Annotated in this window: 17 protein-coding genes and 1 pseudogene; 12 read left to right on the top strand and 6 right to left on the bottom strand. The window is 62.9% G+C overall.

Annotated elements, in window-relative coordinates:
• The first annotated feature begins 11 nt into the window (after positions 1-11).
• A complete protein-coding gene (gene ftsZ / locus AC05QJ_RS26470) occupies positions 12-1,211 on the top strand; it encodes a cell division protein FtsZ (protein WP_476744186.1) in 1,200 nt (399 codons plus the stop codon).
• Between the two features lie 112 nt (positions 1,212-1,323).
• Entirely contained in the window at positions 1,324-2,235 is a 912-nt protein-coding gene (gene lpxC / locus AC05QJ_RS26465) for a UDP-3-O-acyl-N-acetylglucosamine deacetylase (protein WP_476744185.1), read from the top strand.
• A 151-nt stretch (positions 2,236-2,386) separates the two neighbouring features.
• Here lpxC and AC05QJ_RS26460 read toward each other — a convergent pair whose 3' ends face one another.
• On the bottom strand, positions 2,387-2,863 hold the full coding sequence (locus tag AC05QJ_RS26460; protein ID WP_476744184.1) for a DUF721 domain-containing protein: 477 nt from the start codon (positions 2,861-2,863) through the stop codon (positions 2,387-2,389).
• A gap of 280 nt (positions 2,864-3,143) precedes the next feature.
• Here AC05QJ_RS26460 and secA point away from each other — a divergent pair, with 280 nt between their 5' ends.
• The 3 genes from secA to AC05QJ_RS26445 all read left to right on the top strand — a co-directional run bounded on the left by secA (position 3,144) and on the right by AC05QJ_RS26445 (position 8,257).
• Entirely contained in the window at positions 3,144-5,879 is a 2,736-nt protein-coding gene (secA, locus tag AC05QJ_RS26455) for a preprotein translocase subunit SecA (RefSeq protein WP_476744183.1), read from the top strand.
• Between the two features lie 127 nt (positions 5,880-6,006).
• On the top strand, positions 6,007-7,224 hold the full coding sequence (argJ, locus tag AC05QJ_RS26450) for a bifunctional glutamate N-acetyltransferase/amino-acid acetyltransferase ArgJ (protein ID WP_476744182.1): 1,218 nt from the start codon (positions 6,007-6,009) through the stop codon (positions 7,222-7,224).
• An 88-nt stretch (positions 7,225-7,312) separates the two neighbouring features.
• A complete protein-coding gene (locus AC05QJ_RS26445) occupies positions 7,313-8,257 on the top strand; it encodes a Nudix family hydrolase (RefSeq protein WP_476744181.1) in 945 nt (314 codons plus the stop codon).
• Positions 8,258-8,362: 105 nt separating this feature from the next.
• On the opposite strand, the gene AC05QJ_RS26440 is transcribed toward AC05QJ_RS26445, so the two are convergent.
• The 3 genes from AC05QJ_RS26440 to AC05QJ_RS26430 are packed head-to-tail and all read right to left on the bottom strand — an operon-like array spanning position 8,363 to position 11,926.
• A complete protein-coding gene (locus AC05QJ_RS26440) occupies positions 8,363-8,923 on the bottom strand; it encodes a cob(I)yrinic acid a,c-diamide adenosyltransferase (RefSeq protein ID WP_476744180.1) in 561 nt (186 codons plus the stop codon).
• 3 nt (positions 8,924-8,926) lie between these two features.
• Positions 8,927-10,963, bottom strand: coding sequence for a sensor histidine kinase (locus AC05QJ_RS26435; RefSeq protein WP_476744179.1), 2,037 nt, complete (start codon positions 10,961-10,963; stop codon positions 8,927-8,929).
• A 45-nt stretch (positions 10,964-11,008) separates the two neighbouring features.
• Complete coding sequence (locus AC05QJ_RS26430) at positions 11,009-11,926, bottom strand: putative 2-dehydropantoate 2-reductase (RefSeq protein ID WP_476744178.1); 918 nt, start codon at positions 11,924-11,926, stop codon at positions 11,009-11,011.
• Between the two features lie 114 nt (positions 11,927-12,040).
• Between AC05QJ_RS26430 and AC05QJ_RS26425 the strand changes: the two genes are divergently transcribed.
• The 3 genes and pseudogenes from AC05QJ_RS26425 to AC05QJ_RS26415 all read left to right on the top strand — a co-directional run bounded on the left by AC05QJ_RS26425 (position 12,041) and on the right by AC05QJ_RS26415 (position 14,900).
• A complete protein-coding gene (locus tag AC05QJ_RS26425; protein ID WP_476744177.1) occupies positions 12,041-12,526 on the top strand; it encodes a YajQ family cyclic di-GMP-binding protein in 486 nt (161 codons plus the stop codon).
• A gap of 113 nt (positions 12,527-12,639) precedes the next feature.
• Positions 12,640-13,485, top strand: coding sequence for a mechanosensitive ion channel family protein (locus AC05QJ_RS26420; protein WP_476744176.1), 846 nt, complete (start codon positions 12,640-12,642; stop codon positions 13,483-13,485).
• Between the two features lie 159 nt (positions 13,486-13,644).
• Positions 13,645-14,900, top strand: a pseudogene (locus AC05QJ_RS26415) (MFS transporter).
• 1 nt (position 14,901) lies between these two features.
• On the opposite strand, the gene AC05QJ_RS26410 reads toward AC05QJ_RS26415, so the two are convergent.
• Both AC05QJ_RS26410 and AC05QJ_RS26405 read right to left on the bottom strand, forming a co-directional pair.
• On the bottom strand, positions 14,902-16,479 hold the full coding sequence (locus AC05QJ_RS26410; RefSeq protein WP_476744175.1) for an AmpG family muropeptide MFS transporter: 1,578 nt from the start codon (positions 16,477-16,479) through the stop codon (positions 14,902-14,904).
• A 43-nt stretch (positions 16,480-16,522) separates the two neighbouring features.
• Positions 16,523-16,876, bottom strand: a complete 354-nt coding sequence (locus AC05QJ_RS26405) for an MGMT family protein (RefSeq protein ID WP_476744174.1) — start codon at positions 16,874-16,876, stop codon at positions 16,523-16,525.
• A gap of 144 nt (positions 16,877-17,020) precedes the next feature.
• Between AC05QJ_RS26405 and AC05QJ_RS26400 the strand changes: the two genes are divergently transcribed.
• From AC05QJ_RS26400 to AC05QJ_RS26385, 4 genes are all read left to right on the top strand, one after another.
• Positions 17,021-18,028 carry a DUF481 domain-containing protein gene (locus AC05QJ_RS26400; protein WP_476744173.1) on the top strand — a complete coding sequence of 336 codons (1,008 nt, stop codon included), beginning with the start codon at positions 17,021-17,023 and terminating at the stop codon, positions 18,026-18,028.
• Positions 18,029-18,127: 99 nt separating this feature from the next.
• Positions 18,128-18,859 (top strand): HugZ family pyridoxamine 5'-phosphate oxidase, encoded by a 732-nt coding sequence (locus AC05QJ_RS26395; RefSeq protein ID WP_476744172.1) that lies wholly within the window; start codon positions 18,128-18,130, stop codon positions 18,857-18,859.
• A 65-nt stretch (positions 18,860-18,924) separates the two neighbouring features.
• Positions 18,925-19,407 carry an FxsA family protein gene (locus AC05QJ_RS26390; protein WP_476744171.1) on the top strand — a complete coding sequence of 161 codons (483 nt, stop codon included), beginning with the start codon at positions 18,925-18,927 and terminating at the stop codon, positions 19,405-19,407.
• Between the two features lie 253 nt (positions 19,408-19,660).
• A complete protein-coding gene (locus AC05QJ_RS26385; protein WP_196177224.1) occupies positions 19,661-19,954 on the top strand; it encodes a co-chaperone GroES in 294 nt (97 codons plus the stop codon).
• Positions 19,955-19,965: the final 11 nt, after the last annotated feature.

The raw sequence follows: 19,965 nt of genomic DNA, 5'->3' as shown, positions 1-19,965 counted from the left end.
GGAGAGGGAAAATGTTCGAGCTCGTAGACAACGTCCCGCAAAGCCCGGTCATCAAAGTGATCGGCGTCGGTGGCGGCGGTGGCAACGCCGTCAACCACATGGTCAAGAGCAACATCGAAGGCGTCGAATTCATCTGCGCCAACACCGATGCTCAGGCCCTGAAAAACATCGGTGCGCGCACCATCCTGCAACTGGGTACCGGCGTGACCAAGGGCCTGGGTGCGGGTGCCAATCCGGAAGTCGGCCGCCAGGCTGCCCTGGAAGACCGCGAGCGTATCGCCGAAGTGCTGCAGGGCACCAACATGGTCTTCATCACCACCGGCATGGGCGGTGGTACCGGTACCGGTGCCGCGCCGATCATCGCCGAAGTGGCCAAGGAACTGGGTATCCTCACCGTTGCGGTGGTGACCCGTCCGTTCCCGTTCGAAGGCCGCAAGCGCATGCAGATCGCCGATGAAGGCATCCGCGCGCTGGCTGACAGCGTCGACTCGCTGATCACCATTCCGAACGAAAAACTGCTGACCATCCTCGGTAAAGACGCCAGCCTGCTGTCGGCCTTCGCCAAGGCGGACGACGTTCTGGCCGGGGCCGTTCGCGGTATCTCCGACATCATCAAGCGTCCGGGCATGATCAACGTCGACTTCGCCGACGTGCGCACCGTGATGAGCGAAATGGGCATGGCGATGATGGGTACCGGCTGCGCCAGCGGTCCTAACCGTGCTCGCGAAGCCACCGAGGCGGCGATCCGCAACCCGTTGCTGGAAGACGTCAACCTGCAGGGCGCCCGCGGCATCCTGGTGAACATCACCGCAGGTCCTGACCTGTCGCTGGGTGAATACTCCGACGTGGGTAGCATCATCGAAGCGTTCGCCTCCGACCACGCAATGGTCAAGGTCGGTACCGTGATCGATCCGGACATGCGCGACGAGCTGCACGTCACCGTGGTCGCCACCGGTCTGGGCGCGAAAATCGAGAAGCCTGTGAAGGTCATCGACAACACCCTGCAGGCCGCCGCTGCACAGGCTGCTTCGACGCCGGCGCCTGCGCCTGTGCGCAACGAGCAACCTGCCGTCAACTACCGTGACCTGGAGCGCCCGACTGTCATGCGCAACCAGACTCACGCGGGTGCGGCAGCGGCTGCCAAGCTCAATCCGCAGGATGACCTGGACTACCTGGATATCCCGGCGTTCCTGCGTCGCCAGGCCGATTGATGAAATTTATCAGGGGTATAAGGGTGATTGGTGTTCAGCAAAGGCCGGGTCTGCTATTATCCCCAGCCTTTGTTGATACCAGTTCGCAATCTGTGCTGAAGCGGCCAATGCCATGATTAAACAACGCACCCTGAAGAATATTATCCGTGCCACAGGTGTCGGCCTGCACTCCGGGGAAAAGGTTTATCTGACCCTGAAACCCGCTCCTGTGGATACCGGCATCGTATTTTGCCGCGCCGACCTCGACCCCGTGGTGCAGATCCCTGCCCGCGCGGAAAACGTCGGTGAGACCACCATGTCCACCACGCTGGTCAATGGCGATACCAAGGTCGATACGGTAGAGCACCTGCTCTCGGCCATGGCTGGCCTGGGCATCGATAACGCCTACGTCGAGCTCTCCGCATCGGAAGTTCCGATCATGGACGGCAGCGCTGGCCCCTTTGTATTCCTGATTCAATCTGCCGGCCTGGAAGAACAGGACGCGCCGAAGAAATTCATCCGTATCCTGCGTGAAGTGACAGTCGAGGACGGCGACAAGCGCGCCACCTTCCTGCCCTTCGACGGGTTCAAGGTGAGTTTCGAGATCGATTTCGACCACCCGGTGTTCCGCAACCGGACCCAAAGCGCCAGCGTGGACTTTTCCAGCACCTCGTTCGTGAAGGAAGTCAGCCGCGCCCGTACCTTCGGGTTCATGAGCGACATCGAGTACCTGCGCAAGCACAACCTCGCCCTCGGCGGCAGCGTGGAAAACGCCATCGTGGTGGACAAGGACGGTGTGCTGAACGAAGACGGTCTTCGTTATGAAGACGAATTCGTCAAACACAAGATCCTCGACGCCATCGGCGACCTCTACCTGCTGGGCAACAGCCTGATCGGCGAATTCCGTGGCTTCAAGTCCGGACACGCGCTGAACAATCAGCTGCTGCGCAAGCTGATCGAGGAGAAAGATGCCTGGGAAGTGGTGATCTTCGAAGATGCCAGCACCGCACCGATCTCGTACATGCGTCCGGTTGCAGCGGTATAAGTTTCGAACTCTCTCTCTAGTTTGAAGGCCACCCTCGGGTGGCCTTTTTTATTTTTCTGAGCTGCAAGCTATAAGCTGCAAGAAAAAGCGGGCATGGCGCCGGCTTGCTTTTATCTTGCAGCTTGCAGCTTGCAGCTGCTTTCCGGGCTGTTTATTCGGAGCCGGCAGACGGTCCCTTGTTGCCCTTGCCGTGGCTGGCCAGGCGTTCCAGTGCGGCCCGCAGGTTCGGGTCGGTGATGCCTTCAGCGGTGGCCTGGATGTTTTCGGCCGACTTCTCGGAAATGTCCAGTACATGGCTGCCCTTGGGGGCGACCTGTGCAGTGGGGCGAACGCTGAAAAGGATGCGGGTCAGGCTGGCGAAGGCATCGAGTTGCTGCAATTGACGCTGCAGGCGTTTTTGCTGGTAGCGCAGGCGGGTCGCCCAGTGTCCGTCGGTCACCACCAGCTTGAGCGTGCCTTCGCGCCACGAGGCAATGTGGCAATGCTCCCGAGCAGCGGGTTGCAACTGGCTTTCCAGCAGGCGCTGCAGATGCGCCAGACGCTGGGCCTGGTTGAACAATGCCTTGAGCGGGCGGGCCTCGCGCAGCAGGGTGCCGGGAGCGCGGGCGGGTGAGGGGCGGTAAGCCATGGCGATACCTGAGGGGACGATGCCGGCAATCTTAACAGATCCCCGCGGCCGGCCTGATGACGGCTGCAGCCAGTAATCTTCCGGCCCACGGGTTGAAGTTGACGAAAAAGCCCTTATTGTAAAAAAGCCCCGTCAAAGCGCTGTGCCAGCATCGTGGAACTCCACCACTTTCCTCACCATCGTTTCCGGGTAGAATGCTCGTTCGCATGCGGCCAATAAGGGCTGCACGGGCGACTCACGGGGCCGCCCTCCATCCCTATGTGTGGAAGATCCTGCCGATATGTTTGCGCCTTTGTTAAAGAAACTTTTTGGAAGCAAGAACGAGCGTGAAGTCAAACGCATGCTCAAGACGGTACAGATCGTCAATGCCTTCGAAGAGCAGATGGTGGCCCTCTCCGATGAACAGTTGCGGGCCAAGACCGCCGAGTTCAAAGAGCGCCTGGCCAAAGGCGAGACCCTCGACCAGCTCCTGCCGGAAGCCTTCGCCGTCGCGCGCGAGGCCGGCAAGCGGATCATGGGCATGCGCCACTTCGACGTCCAGCTGATCGGCGGCATGACCTTGCACGAAGGCATGATCGCGGAAATGCGAACCGGTGAAGGCAAGACGCTGGTGGCAACCCTGGGCGTGTACCTCAACGCGCTGTCCGGCAAGGGCGTGCATGTGGTGACGGTCAACGACTACCTGGCCCGCCGCGACGCCAACTGGATGCGTCCGCTGTATGAGTTCCTCGGCCTGACCGTCGGTGTCGTCACGCCGTTCCAGCCGCCGGAAGAGAAGCGTGCGGCCTACGCTGCCGACATTACCTACGGCACCAACAACGAATTCGGTTTCGATTACCTGCGCGACAACATGGCCTTCAGCATGGAAGAGAAATTCCAGCGCGAGCTGAATTTCGCCGTGATCGACGAAGTCGACTCCATCCTGATCGACGAGGCGCGTACCCCGCTGATCATTTCCGGCCAGGCCGAAGACAGCTCCAAGCTGTACATCGAGATCAACAAGCTGATCCCGCGCCTGACGCAGCACATCGAGGAAGTGGAAGGCCAGGTTACCCAGGAAGGCCACTACAAGATCGACGAGAAGGCTCGCCAGGTCGAGCTCAATGAGGCCGGTCACCAGTTCATCGAGGAAATGCTCACCCAGGTCGGCCTGCTGGCCGAGGGCGAGAGCCTGTACTCCGCGCACAACCTGGGCCTGCTGACCCACGTCTACGCCGGTCTGCGTGCGCACAAGCTGTTCCATCGCAACGTCGAGTACATCGTCCAGGACGGCCAGGTCCTGCTGATCGACGAGCACACCGGCCGTACCATGCCGGGCCGTCGTCTCTCCGAGGGCCTGCACCAGGCCATCGAAGCCAAGGAAAACCTGAACATCCAGGCCGAGAGCCAGACCCTCGCCTCGACCACCTTCCAGAACTACTTCCGTCTCTACACCAAGCTGTCCGGCATGACCGGTACGGCGGACACCGAAGCGTTCGAGTTCGCCCAGATCTACAACCTCAACGTCATGGTCATTCCGCCGAACAAGCCGCTGGCGCGGAAGGACTTCAACGACCTGGTGTACCTGACCGCCGACGAGAAATACGCCGCGATCATCGCCGACATCAAGGAAAGCATGGCCTCCGGTCGTCCTGTCCTGGTGGGTACCGCGACCATCGAAACCTCCGAGCACATGTCCAACCTGCTCAAGAAGGAAGGTATCGACCACAAGGTCCTGAACGCCAAGTACCACGAGAAGGAAGCCGAGATCATCGCCCAGGCCGGTCGTCCGGGCGCGCTGACCATCGCCACCAACATGGCCGGTCGCGGTACCGACATCCTGCTGGGCGGCAACTGGGAAGTCGAAGTGGCTTCCATGGACAACCCGACCCCCGAGCAGATCGCCCAGATCAAGGCCGACTGGCAGAAGCGTCACCAGCAGGTGATCGAGTCCGGTGGCCTGCATGTGATCGCCTCCGAGCGTCACGAGTCCCGCCGTATCGACAACCAGTTGCGTGGTCGTTCCGGTCGTCAGGGCGACCCGGGTTCCAGCCGCTTCTACCTGTCGCTGGAAGACAGCCTGATGCGTATCTTCGCCTCTGACCGGGTGAAGAACTTCATGAAGGCCCTGGGCATGCAGTCCGGCGAGGCCATCGAGCACCGCATGGTGACCAACGCCATCGAGAAGGCGCAGCGCAAGGTCGAAGGCCGCAACTTCGATATCCGCAAGCAACTGCTCGAGTTCGACGACGTGGCCAACGAACAGCGCAAGGTGATCTACCACATGCGCAACAGCCTGCTGGCCGCAGACAACATCGGCGACACCATTGCCGAATTCCGTCAGGAAACCCTCGACGCCACCATCAGCCAGCACATTCCGCCGCAGTCGCTGCCCGAGCAGTGGGACGTCACCGGCCTGGAAGCGGCCCTGGCCAGTGATTTCGGTGTGAAACTGCCAATCCAGCAGTGGCTGGACGAAGACGATCACCTGTACGAAGAGACCCTGCGCGAGAAGCTGCTGAACGAACTGCTCACCGCGTACAACGAGAAGGAAGACAGCGCCGGCGCCGAGGCCCTGCGTACCTTCGAGAAGCAGATCCTGCTGCGCGTCCTGGACGACCTGTGGAAAGACCACCTGTCGACCATGGACCACCTGCGTCACGGTATCCACCTGCGCGGTTACGCCCAGAAGAACCCGAAGCAGGAGTACAAGCGCGAGTCGTTCACCCTGTTCCAGGAACTGCTGGATTCCATCAAGCGCGACACCATTCGCGTGCTGTCCCATGTCCAGGTTCGCCGCGAAGACCCGGCCGAGGAAGAAGCCCGTCTGCGTCGCGAGGCCGAGGAACTGGCCCAGCGCATGCAGTTCCAGCATGCCGCAGCGCCAGGCCTGGAAGCCGGTGAACTGCAGGAAGAGGGCGCCGAAGTCGCCGTGGCTGCAGCACCTGCACGCAACGATCTGAAACTGGGCCGCAACGAGCTGTGCTGGTGCGGTTCGGGCAAGAAGTTCAAGCACTGCCACGGCCAGATCAACTGATCTGAATCCACTGTGTCACGCTGAAACATGAACACCGCGCCGCGACAGGTTTGCACCGTCGCGGCGTTGTTCCATCTCAAGCACCGTCGAATCGAAGACGGCATCTCTATTTTCTAGGAGCGCTTTCATGGCTGTTGGTCTTGGTCCTTTGCCAACGTTGCACCCGGTCCCCGGTTTCGAACTCGGTATCGCCTCTGCGGGCATCAAGCGCCCTGGGCGCAAGGATGTGGTGGTGATGCGCTGTGCCGAAGGCTCCAGCGTCGCTGGCGTATTCACCCTGAACGCCTTCTGCGCCGCGCCGGTGATCCTGGCCAAGCAGCGTGTGCAAGGCACCGTGCGCTACCTGCTGACCAACACCGGTAACGCCAACGCCGGTACCGGCGCCCCGGGCCTGGCCGCCGCCGAGCGCACCTGCGCCAAGCTGGCCGAGCTGACCGGCGTCGACGCCAGTGCCGTGCTGCCGTTCTCCACCGGTGTGATCGGCGAGCCGCTGCCCGTCGAGAAGATCGAAGGCGCGCTGCAGGCCGCCCTCGACAACCTGTCCGAAAACAACTGGGCTGAAGCCGCCACCGGCATCATGACCACCGACACCCTGCCCAAGGGCGCGAGCCGCCAGTTCCAGCACGAGGGTGTGACCATCACTGTGACCGGCATCAGCAAGGGCGCCGGCATGATCCGGCCGAACATGGCCACCATGCTCGGCTATATCGCCACCGACGCCAAGGTCGCCCCGGCGGTGCTCAAGGACCTGATGCTGGACGGCGCCAACAAGTCGTTCAACCGTATCACCATCGACGGTGATACCTCGACCAACGACTGCTGCATGCTGATCGCCACCGGCAAGGCCGATGTCGCCGAGATCACCGAAGCCAGCGGTCCGCTGTTCGACGCGCTGAAAAAGGCCGTGTTCGAGGTCTGCATGGAAGTGGCCCAGGCCATCGTCCGTGACGGTGAAGGCGCGACCAAGTTCGTCACCGTGCAGGTCAACGGCGGCGGTAACCATCAGGAATGCCTGGACGTCGGCTATGCCGTTGCCCACTCGCCGCTGATCAAGACCGCGCTGTTCGCCTCCGACCCGAACTGGGGCCGCATCCTCGCCGCTGTAGGTCGTGCCGGCGTGCCGAACCTGGATGTCAGCCTGATCGACGTGTACCTGGACAGCGTCTGCATCGCCAGCAAGGGCGGTCGCAGCGCCACCTACACCGAAGACCAGGGCGCCAAGGTCATGGCCCAGGAAGAAATCACCATCCGTATCGAACTGGGTCGCGGTCAGTGCAACGAAACCATCTGGACCACTGACCTCTCCCATGAGTACGTGAAGATCAACGCCGAATACCGGACCTGATCGAGACACCGGCAGGCCCGCCCACCGCAGGCGGGCTTGCCGGATCGGGTCGCAGACCCAACCGTGGATTGAAGGCGGAGACTGAACGTTGAAACGAATTCATGTAGCGGCTGCCGTCATTCGTGGCGCCGATGGCCGTATTCTCATCGCCCGGCGTGGCGAGTCCCAGCATCAGGGTGGCCTCTGGGAGTTTCCCGGCGGCAAGGTCGAAGACGGCGAAGCCGTCGAGAGCGCCCTGGCCCGTGAACTGCGCGAAGAGTTGGGCATCGAGGTGACCGCTGCGCGGCCACTGATCAAGATCAAGCACGACTACTCCGACAAGCAGATCCTCCTGGACGTCTGGGACGTCAGCGCCTTTACCGGCGAGCCCCACGGCGCCGAAGGCCAGCCGCTGGCCTGGGTGTCGCAGCGGGACCTGTCGCAGTACGAATTCCCTGAGGCCAACCGGCCCATCGTCGCCGCAGCGCGTCTACCGGGTGAGTACCTGATCACCCCTGACGAGCTGGAGACCCCGCAGATGCTGCGCGGTATCCAGAAAGCGATTGCCGGTGGGATCAAGCTGGTGCAACTGCGCGCGCCGAACATGTACGACCCCAAATACCGTGATGTGGCAGTGGACGCGGTCGGATTGTGTGCCGGCAAGGCGCAGTTGATGCTCAAGGGGCCGCTGGAGTGGCTGGGCGACTTTCCGTCGGCCGGCTGGCACCTGACCTCGGAGCAACTGCGCAAGTACGCCGCCAATGGCCGTCCGTTCCCCAAGGACCGCTGGCTGGCGGCCTCATGCCACAGCGCCGAGGAACTGGCACTGGCCGAGCAGATGGGCGTGGATTTCGTCACCCTGTCGCCGGTGCAGGCGACCCAGACCCATCCCGAGGCCCAGCCGCTGGGTTGGGATGCGGTGCAGCAGATGATCGACGGCTTCAACAAGCCGGTGTTCCTGCTCGGGGGCGTAGGCCCGAATGAGCGCGAGCGGGCCTGGCAGATCGGGGCGCAGGGCGTTGCGGGAATCCGGGCGTTCTGGCCGCAAAGCTGATGTGTATGACTTTGTGGGAGCTGGCTTGCCAGCGATGAGGCCGACAAGGACAAAGATGTTGTCTGACCGGGCCCTATCGCTGGCAAGCCAGCTCCCACATAAGCCTCAGGACCTGGCGGCAGCCTGCCAGAGGATTTCGCCAATGCCTTGCCGCCGTGCGATCAAGCGCGCCGCCACGAACAGCAGATCCGATAGCCGGTTGATATACGCCAGCCCCACACCCGCCAGCGGCTCCAGCGCATTCAACTGCTGGCAACGCCGTTCGGCACTGCGGGCCAGGCTACGGCAGACATGGGCCTGGGCCACCAGCGCCGAACCTCCCGGCAGGATGAAGTTCTCCAGCGGGCCCAGTTCTTCATTCCAGCGGTCGATGGCCGCTTCCAGCCGTTCCACTTCGATCAGGTTCAGCGCCTGATAGCTGGGCATCGCCAACTCGCCGCCAAGGTCGAACAACCGATGCTGGCAGGGCGCGAGCACTTCGATGACTTCCTCCAGACCCTGTTCAGCCAGACCGGCGAGCAGCAGGCCCAATTGGCTGTTGAGGGTGTCGACTTCCCCGATGGCGTCGATGCGGGGGTGGTCCTTGGGAACCCGGCGACCGTCGCCCAGGCCGGTCTCGCCCTTGTCGCCGGTGCGGGTATAGATCTTCGACAGGCGAAAGCCCATGGCTCATGACTCCAGTTTGCGTGGGACCGGCGATGGCGCTGGTGGCGCGGTCAGCGGCAGGCGCAGGGTGAAACAGGTACCCTGGCCCGGCGCCGACTGCACTTCCATCTGGCCCTTGTGGTTGTTGGTGATGATGAAATAAGACACGGACAGGCCCAGCCCGGTGCCCTGGCCGATTTCCTTGGTGGTGAAGAACGGCTCGAAGGTGCGCTTGCGCACGGCCTCGGGCATGCCGATGCCGTTGTCCTCGACCTGGATTTCCGCCCAGGGCGGGTTGAGCCGGGTGCGCAGGGTTATGCGGCCTGGCTCGCTGTCATCTTCGCGCAGGTGGATCGCCTGGGCGGCATTCTTCAGCAGGTTGAGCAGAACCTGTTCCAGTTCGTTGGCGGTACCTGGCACGGGGCCGAGGGCCGGATCGAACTGGCGGACGATGGCCTGGCCCTTGAAGTCGAAACCGATGGTCAGGTCGAAGTCGTTGCCGGCGATCTCCACGGCCTGGTCGATCAGCGCTGGCAAGTCGCACGGCGCCATCTGCCGGTTGCTGCGGCGGCTGAAACTGAGCATGTGGGTGACGATCTTCGCGGCGCGGGCGCCGGCCTGCTGGATGCCATCGAGCAGTTGCGGCACCTGGCGGCTTTCCAGGTACTGATTGACGGTGGCGAGATCCACGCCGGTTTCGCTGGCCTGCTCGAGGTTCTTCGGCAGCTCCGGGGACAGTCGCCGGCGGATGTTCTGCACGTTGTGCAGGATCGCCCCGAGCGGGTTGTTGATTTCGTGGGCCATGCCGGCGGCAAGACCACCCACCGACAGCATCTTTTCCGACTGGACCATCATTTCTTCCAGCGACAGGCGCTGGGTGATGTCGTCGATACGGATCACCACGCCACGGCCGCCGCCGCCCATCAGCGGGTAAAAGGTCAGGGCGTAGTGGCGGGCGTCTTCGCCGCGGGTCCAGGTCACGCGCTCGATCTTCGCCACACGGTGCTTTTCGACGCTTTCCTTGAGCTGCGGCAAGAACGGCTTGAGCGGTTCGAACGCGAGGAAGATCGGCTGGTTCAGGGCTTCGTCCAGCGGTGTGCCGGAAAGGGCGCTGGCTTCCTGGTTCCACTGGGTGACGTAGAGCTGCTCGTCGAGGGCGATCAGCGCCGAGGGCATGGAGTCGATGATGCTGTTGAGGTAGTTCTGGAAGCCCGTGAGCTTGCGTTCGATCTTGCCTCTGACCTGCACCTCCAGCTCCAGCTTGCGGTTGGTGTGGCGGGTTTCCTCGGCCAGGCCCTGGGCCTGGTCGTAGGCGTGCTGGAACTCGTCGCGGGCGCGTTTGAGTTGCTGCTCGCGGGCCTCGATACGTGACAGCATGGTATTGAAGGCTTCGGCCAGGCTGCCGATTTCGTCGTGGTTGCCGGGGCGGGCGCGCAGCGCGTAGTTCTCTTCGCGGGTCACCTGGCGTGAAAGCTGTTCGAGCTGGTAGATCGGCTGGGTGATCAGGCGCTTGATCTGGCGGGCGATGACCATCCACAGCAACACGCTGAACACCAGGATGCCGAGGCTGGCGGTGAGGGTGCCGGTGTAGAACGCCACTGGCAGTTCACTGCTGGCCACCAGCAGCAGATGGCCGGGCGGGCTGCCGGGGCGGGGCAGGCTGACCAGCTGGGTGCTGCGAAATTCCGTCAGGCGCCAGCCTTCGATATTGCGGTAGCGCTTGGGCAGGGCGATGGGCTCGCCGTGCTGCAACTGCGCGATCAGCTTGCCGTCCGAGCCATACAGCGCTGCCGCGCGCAGCGGGCTGTAGCTGTCGAGTTCGCGGAGCAGCCTGTCGGCGGCCTCAGGAGAGTCGGTGGCCTGTATTGCCAGTTGCGGGCTCGACACCAGCCGGCCAATGGTCTGCAGCGCCTGGGGCGCCATGGCTTCCTGGGAGATCCAGTAGGCGGCGCTGATAAAGGTCAGGTTGGCCACCAGCAGGATGGTGATCAGCAGCACCAGCAGGGCGGCCAGCAGTTTCTGGCCGACCGGCAGGTTTTCCAGGCGTTCGCGCAAGGGCATGTGAAGGCATGGTCCTGTGGGTGGAGGGGCAGGGTAACGCTGCCCTCAGTCGCTGGGCAATCCGTGGCTGTTCAGGTATTCGACCAGGCGCCGGTAGAGCCGTTCCAGATGGGGCAGCGCCTGCCCGTGGCGGGTCGCGACGCGGCAGGCGTGACCGAGCAGGTAGTGGATCTCGGTACGGCGGCGGTGGCGAACATCCTGGTACATCGAAGAATAGTTGGCGGCGGTGGCCTGGATCACTCGTTCCACTTCGCTGGCCAGTCCTTCGGCGGCCTGTGGCTGGCCGGAGGCTTCCAGCAGTTGCGCCAGTTCGGCGCACAGCGTGGCGACTTCGCAGTGATGCTCGGCGAGGCCGCCATTGCGGCAGTCGTGCAGAACCGTCAGCGGGTTGATGGCGCAATTGAGCGCCAGCTTGCGCCACAGGCGGGTCAGGATGTCCGGGGTCCATTGATGGGGAATGCCGGCATCGTCCAGGTCATCGAGCCAGTTCGGTGCCAGTGGCCTGGCGGGGTCGCCCAGCCAGTTGAAGCCGTGGCCGGCGAAGTTCACCTGCCAGTCGCCTTCGCGGAAGGCGCCTTCGGTGCTGGAGGCGAAGATACAGCGGGCGCGCGGAACACGGGTCGCCACTTCGTCCTGGCTGCCAAGACCGTTCTGCAACAGGATCAGTTCGGCATCGGGGCTCAGGCGGTGGGCGATGCTGGCGACGGCCTTTTCCGCGTCATAGGCCTTGCAGGCCACCAGCAGGCGCTGGATCGGGCCGTCTGCCGCGACGGTTTGCGCTTCGATGGGAAAATGACGGGCGGTGCCGTGTTCGACCAGGGTCAGCCCCCCGGCGGTTTCATAATCGCGCAGGCGCTGCTCGCTGCGAAGGAGTAGCCGGACCGGTTTGCCCGCCCGCGCCAGGCGGCAGGCCCACAGGCTGCCGAGGCTGCCGGCGCCGAGAATATGCCAGGTGCTGCTCATCAGCGTTTCCCAAGCGTTTATAATGAGCCCGCATTTTAACCGTCAAACCCGGTGCGCTCCATCGCGTTGCCCTTACAGCAGCGCCAGCGCGCCTTTTATTTTTGGGAGAAAGATATGCCGTCGTTCGACGTGGTATCGGAACTGGACAAGCACGAAGTCACCAACGCCGTGGAAAACGCCATCAAGGAACTGGACCGCCGCTACGACCTCAAGGGCAAGGGCAGCTTCGAGTTCAAGGAAAAGGACCAGACCGTGCTCCTGACCGCCGAAGCCGAATTCCAGCTGGAGGCCATGGTTGAAATCCTGCGTCTGGCCCTGGTCAAGCGCAAGATCGACGTCCAGTGCCTCGAGGTGAAGGACGCCTACGCTTCCGGCAAGGAAATGAAGCAGGAAGCCGTGTTCAAGGAAGGTATCGATAAAGAACTGGCGAAGAAAATCGTTGCCCATATCAAGGACGCCAAGCTTAAGGTCCAGGCGGCCATCCAGGGCGAGCAGATCCGCGTGACCGGCAAGAAGCGCGACGACCTGCAGGAATGCATCGCCGCCCTGCGCGCCAAGGAATTCGGCATGCCGCTGCAGTTCAACAATTTCCGCGACTGAAAGCCGGCTCCGGAACCTTGGCCATTTGATGGCGTCCGAGGCTTCTGGAGCCGCTGAATCGTTTGCGGCACCTTTTTTCACTGCTTTTGCCGCACGGCGAGGAGAATACAACGATGGATTTGAATGCCGAGGTTGATCAGTTGGTCAGGACGTCACAGACCTGGATCCCGCTGATCATGGAATACGGCAGCCGTCTGCTGCTGGCGCTGATTACCCTGGCGGTCGGCTGGTGGGTCATCAACAAGCTCACCCACAAGCTGGGCCAACTGGTCGCGATCCGCAACTCCGACAAGGCGTTGCAAGGGTTCATCAGCACCCTGGCCAACATCGTGCTCAAGGTGCTGCTGTTCATCAGCGTCGCGTCGATGATCGGTGTGGAAACCACGTCCTTCGTGGCTGCCATCGGTGCGGCCGGCCTGGCCATCGGCCTGGCGTTGCAAGGCAGCCTGGCGAACTTCGCCGGCGGCGTGCTGATCCTGCTGTTCCGTCCCTTCCGGATCGGTGACTGGATCGAAGCCCAGGGTGTGAGCGGTACGGTCGACAACATCCAGATCTTCCATACCGTGCTGCGCACTGGCGACAACAAGACGGTGATCGTGCCCAACGGCAACCTGTCCAACGGCATTATCACCAACTACAACCGCCAGCCCACCCGCAAGGTGGTGTTCGATGTCGGCGTCGACTACGAAGCGGACCTGCAGAAGGCCCGCAATGTCCTGCTCGACCTGGCCACCAACGACCCGCGGGTGCACAAGGAGCCGGCGCCGCAGGCCGTGGTCGCGACCTTGGGCGACAGCGCCATCACCGTGTCGCTGCGGGTCTGGGTCAACACGGCGGATTACTGGGACGTGATGTTCATGCTCAACGAGCAGGCGCGTGACCGTCTCAAGAACGAGGGCATCGACATTCCCTTTCCGCAACGGGTGATCCGCGTGGTACAGGAAACCGCCGCCCAGTAAGCCGGGCAGGTTTCAGCCATCGCCGGCAAGTCCCAGGTCCTGGGGCTTGCCGGCGATGTCGTTTGTGCCCCGGCATTACACTTCTTCACCTCTTCTCGCTACCGGCTCCCGGGCTTTTCTGGCATACAGGCCGGTCTGACCTCCAATGCTGGCCGAATCATGACACCCCTTATCAAGATCACACCGTTCAGGGCTTTGTGCTTTGCCCTGACCCTGGCGCTGTTCGAACTACTTACCTACCTCGGCAGTGACGTGGTGATGCCGGCCATGCCGCAGGTCGTGGCGGACCTCGATGCCAGCCCCGAATACATTCCCCATGCCCTCAATCTGTACCTGCTCGGTGGCGTAGTGCTGCAGTGGCTGATCGGCCCGCTGGCCGACCGCTACGGTCGTCGCCCGTTGCTGCTGGGCGGTTGCGCGTTTTTCTGCCTGGTTTGCCTGGCGACCTTCTGGGTCGATGGCATTGAAGTATTCAACCTGCTGCGTCTGTTGCAGGGCATCGGCCTGGGCTTTGTCGTCACGGTCAGCTACCCGGCGCTCAACGAGGCGTTCAGCGAGGCGGATGCGGTGCGGATGCGGTGCGGATGATGGCCTTGCTGGCGAACATCGCCCTGCTTTCGCCGCTGCTCGGGCCGCTGGTGGGCACCTTGTTGCTGGAGTGGGTGTCGTGGCGTTGGCTGTTCGTGTCGCTGGGGGGCGCTGCGGTGCTGGCCTGGTTCGCGTTGTACCGCTTCATGCCGGAAACCCTCGGGGTCGATCGACGGGACGGTACGCGCCTGGAGTTTCAGCCCATCCACCTGCTGCCGCTATTGGCCGGGTATGCGCAGTTGCTGGGTAACCGTCGCTTCGTTGCTGGCAGTGCCGCCCTGGGGCTGATCGGCCTGCCGCTGATTGGCTGGATCGGCCTGTCGCCGGTGCTGCTGATCCACGACGAGGGTCTCAGCACGATGGAATACGCCCTTTGGCAATTGCCGGTGTTCGGCGGGCTGATTCTCGGCAACCTGATCATCAACCGCATCGCCGACCGTTACCCGCTTACCCGTCTTGTGCAAGGGGCGCTGTGGCCATTCCTGAGCGGGCTGTTGCTGGCGATGCTGGCCACCTGGTTGTTCCCGAGTGTCATCAGCCTGGTGAGCGGACTGTCGCTCTATGCGTTGGGCCTGGGCGTCGCCAACGCCGTGCTGTACCGCATGACCCTGTTCAGCAGTGAACAGAGCAAGGGCCTGGTATCGGCGATGCTGGGGATGATCACCATCGCCTTGCTGGGCTTCGGTGGCGCGGTGATGGCGATGGTCGGTGCGGGGGCGGGCTTGCTGGAATTCGCGCTGGCTGCCGGGCTGGCGGGATTGCTGGCTCTCTGGCCGCTGTGGTTGGTACTCAGGGACAGTCGTGCGGCGCTGGCGGTGCAGCCCTGATTCAGGGCTGCTGTTGTTCGCTAACCTGGCTGTTGCCGGGCTGCTGCGGTTGTTCAGGCTGTTCCGGCTGTTTGCCGCGACGCAACTCCTGATGCCAGTGCAGGGCGATCAGGATCAGGGTCGGAACACCGAGCAGCGCGGTGATCAGGAAGAAGTCGTGGTAGCCGAATTTCTCCACCATCACCCCTGAGTAGCCGCCGATCAGCCGCGGCAGCAGCAGCATGATCGAGCTGAGCAGGGCGTACTGGGTGGCAGAGAACTTCAGGTTGGTCAGGCTCGACAGGTAGGCGACGAAGGCCGAGGTGGCCAGGCCCGAACTGAAGTTGTCGAGGGAGATGGTGACCACCAGCATTTCCAGGTTGGGGCCCATGTCGGCCAGCATCAGGAACAGGATATTGGTGGCCGCCGATGCGGCGCCGCCGATGAACAGGATCGGCAGAATCCCGAAGCGCACGATCAGCAGGCCGCCGGCACCGGCACCCACCAGCGTCATGATCAGGCCGAAGATCTTGCTGACACTGGCGATCTGGTCCTTGGTGAAACCCTGGTCGATGTAGAAAACGTTGGCCATCACGCCCATTACCGTGTCGGACATGCGGTAGGTGGCGATCAGCCCAAGCAGCAGCAGGGCCTGCCAGCGGTAGCGATGGATGAAGTCGTTCACCGGCGTCAGTACCGGTGCGAGGCCGCGACGGCCCATGGACGACAGGCACAGGCAGGTCAGTGTGATGTAGAGGATGGCGCGCAGGAACGCACGGTCTTCCAGCAGCAGGTCGAGCAGGCTCACGCCTTCGAACAGCACGCTGGCGAAATCGGTGTTGTAGAGCTGGGTGAACATCGCCGGTACCGACACCAGCAGCACGATCAGCACGAACACCGAGATCAACTGGTGGCTGAAGCCGTAACGGGCAGCCTGCAACTGGGTGCGCAGCGATACCGGCGGTTCGCGCATCAGCAGGGAGGTGATCAGCGCCGGCAGCATCATCACGCCGAACAGCACGTAGGTGCCGGTCCAGGCCTTGTGCATGTAGCTGAAGCCCGTGGAGCCGAACCACTCGGCGAAGAACAGTGCGCCCGCAGTGGCGAGCAGGGCGGCGACCCGGTAGCCGGCCATGTAGCTGGCGGCGAGGGCAGCCTGGCGCTGGTCGTCGGCGATTTCCAGGCGGTAGGCATCGACGGCGATGTCCTGGGTGGCGGACGCGAACGCGACCAGTACGGCAAGGGCGATCAACCAGGACAGGTGTTTCTGCGGATCGCAGAAGCCCATGCCGATCAGGCCGATAAGCACCAGTACCTGCGACAGCACCAGCCACGAGCGGCGCCGGCCAAGCTTGCCGAGCAGCGGCAGGCGCCACTGGTCGAGCAACGGCGACCACACCCACTTGAACGCGTAGGCCAGCCCGATGAGGCTCGCATAACCGATGGTTTCACGGGCAACCCCGGCCTCGCGCAGCCACACCGACAGCGTCGAGAACACCAGCATGTAAGGCAGGCCGGCAGCAAAGCCGAGCAGCAACAGCACCAGGGTCGACGGGCTGGCATAGGCAGCGAGCGCAGCGCGCCAGGTTTTACGGTGCATGGGCCAACATCTGCCTCAAGAATACGAACACAAAGCGCGCACTCTAACTGTTGTGATCCATCGGACGCCAGCCATGGCGCGACATATCGACGCGATTGTTGCGCAGGCTGACCCCTTCGGCGCGCAGGCGCGCCCGTTGTTCATCGCCCGAGGGCGTTCCCTGTTGCAGGCTCAGCCGACCACCGGCGCCAAGCACCCGGTGCCAGGGCAGGCGAGTGTCGCCGGGCAACTGGCTCAGGGTACGCCCGACCCAGCGGGCGGCACGGCCGAGGCCGGCAAGGTCGGCCAGCTCGCCGTAGCTCACCACCTTGCCGGGCGGGATCTGGCCGAGCACGAGATAGAGCGCCGTTCGTCGGTCTTCGGCGCGTTGTTGCGTGAGGTCATCGGGCGTTTTCATTCGTGTAGTCCGCAGCCTACGGGGTGGCTTTCGCAATACACGGTAATTGAACTCATTGGCATTGCCCCGGTCTTTCCTTGTTCTGGTGCTGGGCATCTGGATAATGCCCGACTTTTTTCGCGAACCTGAAGCTCAGTATTGCCTATGTATTCTAGAACCCTGTTGTGCCTTGCATTGGTCGGCGCGAGCGCCCCGGCCCTCGCCGATACCGTCTGGATGAAAAACGGTGACCGCCTGAGTGGCAAGATCACGGTGTTCGACGGCGGCAAACTGCTGCTGCAGACCCCGTACGGTGGCTCCATTGCGCTGGACTGGAAGCAGGTCAAGACGCTGGAAAGCGACCAGGAACTGCTGGTCAAGCAGGACGCCTACAGCGGCGAGCGGGCCAAGTCGCTGAGCGCGGCGGACGAGGGCAAAGTGACGCTGGCCAATGGCGAGGCGCCGAAGACCGTCGAGCTGGCCAGTATCCAGCAGATCATGAAGCCCAAGCCGGTGGTCGAGGACCTGGTGTGGAAGGGCAATGTCGACCTCGCCCTGGACTACAAACGCGCCGAGACCAATACCGATGACTACGACGTCGACTTCAAGACCACTGCCCGTCACGGCCGCTGGCGGCACAACGCCGAAGGCGAGTACAACCGCGACAGCAAGGACGACGTCACCACCACCAACAACTGGAGTGCCGAGTACGCCCTGGACCGCTTCATCACCGACAAGTGGTTCTGGCAGGGGCGCCTGAACTACAAGCGCGACCATATCGAAGACCTGTCGCGCCAGCGCACCGTCGGTACGGGTCCGGGTTATCAGTTCTGGGATGACGAGCTGGGCGCCTTCTCCCTCGGCTCGCTGCTCAACCGCACCGACTACGAATACGCCGACGGCGGCAAGGACAACTTCTATTCCATCGGTGTGAAGTGGGACTACAACCGTTTCCTGATCGGAAAGTCCGTCGAGCTGTTCACCAACGGCGAAGTGGGCAAGCCCTTGGGCAACGTTGCCGACTACAGCCTGGATGCCGAAGTGGGCCTGCGCTACAAGGTCACCGAGTGGGCATCGCTCAACCTCAAGGCCGAGAAAGACATCATCAGCGGTACCCGCGACAGCGACCTGGACAAGACCCGCTACACCGCAGGCTTCGGCGTCACCTGGTAAAGCCGCCTGGCGAGCCCCTTGGCATTGCGCAGTGATAATGATTAGCTTGTCGCTATCACCGCCCATGCCGGGCGGCCGGTTTTTTCCAGGAGTCCCCACGTGAGCGCCAACGCTGCCAGGCAAGCCCGAGAACTGCTGCTCAAGGAGTACCGTGGCGTACTCTCGACCCATTCCAAGTCGATGCCCGGCTTCCCGTTCGGTTCCGTGGTGCCCTATTGCCTGGATGCCGAGGGCAATCCGCTGATCCTCATCAGCCGCATCGCCCAGCACACTCACAACCTGCAGAAAGACCCCAAGTGCTCGCTGCTGGTGGGTGAGCGCGGTGCCGAAGACGTGCAGGCCGTAGGGCGCCTGACCGTGCTGGCCGAAGCGCGCAAGCTGGAATCGCCGGAGGCCGTCGAGGCGGCCGCCGAACGCTACTACCGCTATTTCCCCGACTCGCGCAATTACCACAGCGCCCACGATTTCGACTTCTGGGTGCTGCAGCCGGTGCGTCATCGCTACATCGGTGGCTTCGGTGCGATCCACTGGATCGATCAGGTCACGCTCGCCAATCCTTTCGCCGGCAAGGCAGAACTGAGCATGGTCGAGCACATGAACAGCGACCATGCCAAGGCGATCGCTCACTATGTTGCCCTGAGCGGCCTGCCGGGCACCGAGCCTGCGCAGATGGCCGGTATCGACAGTGAGGGCATGCACCTGCGGATCGGCCAGGGCCTTCACTGGCTGGCGTTTCCGGAGCCTTGCAACAATCCGACACAAGTGCGCGAGGCCTTGGTTTCCCTGGCTCACGCTGCGCAGTGGCCGCGCCGGGAGCAGGCCGAGGCTTGAAATTTCGAGCACTCGTGACCATCTGAGGTCTTACTGGAAGGATGTCTTCCGCAGAGGAACCCTCGATGCGTGCTTTTCTACTGCTTTTCCTGATTTTCCCGATTCTGGAGCTGTACGTCTTTTTCAAGGTGAGCAGCTCCATCGGCTTCTTCGCCGCGCTGCTGCTGATCTTCGCCGGCTCCGCCCTCGGCGTGCTGGTGCTGCGCGTCGCCGGCCTGGCCACCGCGCTGCGTGCCCGTGAAAGCCTCCAGCGTGGCGAACTGCCCGCCGAGGACATGTTTCATGGCCTGATGCTGGCGGTCGGCGGTGGCCTGCTGTTGATTCCGGGCTTTATCTCCGACGTCGTGGGCCTGGTGTTCCTGCTACCGTTCGTCCGTCGCCTGTTCGCCCGCAAGCTGCGCGAGCGTGCCGAGGCCCAGGCCATGCGCCAGCGTGCGTTCGCCGATGACCTGCAAGGCGGCGCGCCTCATCCGGGGGCGGGCCAGCAAGGCCGGGTTCCCCGCCAGCCGAACGTGATCGAAGGCGAGTACGAGCACCGCGACTCCTGATCGATGCGTCTGCACAAAAAACGGCCCCCAGGGGCCGTTTCTCGTTGCGTTCAACGCATTGTAAAAAAATTCCCATGCGAGCCTTGTAATCGCTTCGGTCGCCCCTATGTATGGGTCACCGCAAGGTTTCTGGGCATCCGCACCAGACAAGACAACCGTGGTTCGCCCCGCGAGTCACGACCGGCAACGCCGGAAGTATCAACCCGCCGGTATCGTACCGGCCGATGAAAACAACTATCAGGAGAGATCGACAATGAAGCTTCGTCCTCTGCATGACCGCGTCGTAATCCGCCGCAGCGAAGAAGAATCGAAAACCGCCGGCGGTATCGTTCTGCCAGGCTCGGCCGCTGAAAAGCCAAACCGTGGCGAAGTGGTTGCCGTGGGCACCGGTCGCATCCTGGACAGCGGTGAAGTGCGTGCACTGGCCGTCAAAGTGGGTGACAAAGTCGTTTTCGGCCCTTACTCGGGCAGCAACACTGTGAAAGTTGACGGCGAAGACCTGCTGGTAATGAGCGAGAACGAAATCCTCGCCGTTGTCGAAGCTTGATTCCGCTGGTT

This window comes from Pseudomonas sp. TUM25319 (genome assembly GCF_056388475.1).
This window is presented reverse-complemented; position numbering and strand designations above follow the sequence as displayed.

What these genes read in the sequence shown, in the direction of transcription:
- AC05QJ_RS26405 (WP_476744174.1), bottom strand. Translation starts at nt 16,876, where the DNA reads ATGAAAACGCCCGATGACCTCACGCAACAACGCGCCGAAGACCGACGA.
- argJ (WP_476744182.1), top strand. Translation starts at nt 6,007, where the DNA reads ATGGCTGTTGGTCTTGGTCCTTTGCCAACGTTGCACCCGGTCCCCGGT.
- ftsZ (WP_476744186.1), top strand. Translation starts at nt 12, where the DNA reads ATGTTCGAGCTCGTAGACAACGTCCCGCAAAGCCCGGTCATCAAAGTG.
- AC05QJ_RS26385 (WP_196177224.1), top strand. Translation starts at nt 19,661, where the DNA reads ATGAAGCTTCGTCCTCTGCATGACCGCGTCGTAATCCGCCGCAGCGAA.
- secA (WP_476744183.1), top strand. Translation starts at nt 3,144, where the DNA reads ATGTTTGCGCCTTTGTTAAAGAAACTTTTTGGAAGCAAGAACGAGCGT.
- AC05QJ_RS26400 (WP_476744173.1), top strand. Translation starts at nt 17,021, where the DNA reads ATGTATTCTAGAACCCTGTTGTGCCTTGCATTGGTCGGCGCGAGCGCC.
- AC05QJ_RS26460 (WP_476744184.1), bottom strand. Translation starts at nt 2,863, where the DNA reads ATGGCTTACCGCCCCTCACCCGCCCGCGCTCCCGGCACCCTGCTGCGC.
- AC05QJ_RS26430 (WP_476744178.1), bottom strand. Translation starts at nt 11,926, where the DNA reads ATGAGCAGCACCTGGCATATTCTCGGCGCCGGCAGCCTCGGCAGCCTG.
- lpxC (WP_476744185.1), top strand. Translation starts at nt 1,324, where the DNA reads ATGATTAAACAACGCACCCTGAAGAATATTATCCGTGCCACAGGTGTC.
- AC05QJ_RS26390 (WP_476744171.1), top strand. Translation starts at nt 18,925, where the DNA reads ATGCGTGCTTTTCTACTGCTTTTCCTGATTTTCCCGATTCTGGAGCTG.
- AC05QJ_RS26420 (WP_476744176.1), top strand. Translation starts at nt 12,640, where the DNA reads ATGGATTTGAATGCCGAGGTTGATCAGTTGGTCAGGACGTCACAGACC.
- AC05QJ_RS26435 (WP_476744179.1), bottom strand. Translation starts at nt 10,963, where the DNA reads ATGCCCTTGCGCGAACGCCTGGAAAACCTGCCGGTCGGCCAGAAACTG.
- AC05QJ_RS26440 (WP_476744180.1), bottom strand. Translation starts at nt 8,923, where the DNA reads ATGGGCTTTCGCCTGTCGAAGATCTATACCCGCACCGGCGACAAGGGC.
- AC05QJ_RS26410 (WP_476744175.1), bottom strand. Translation starts at nt 16,479, where the DNA reads ATGCACCGTAAAACCTGGCGCGCTGCGCTCGCTGCCTATGCCAGCCCG.
- AC05QJ_RS26425 (WP_476744177.1), top strand. Translation starts at nt 12,041, where the DNA reads ATGCCGTCGTTCGACGTGGTATCGGAACTGGACAAGCACGAAGTCACC.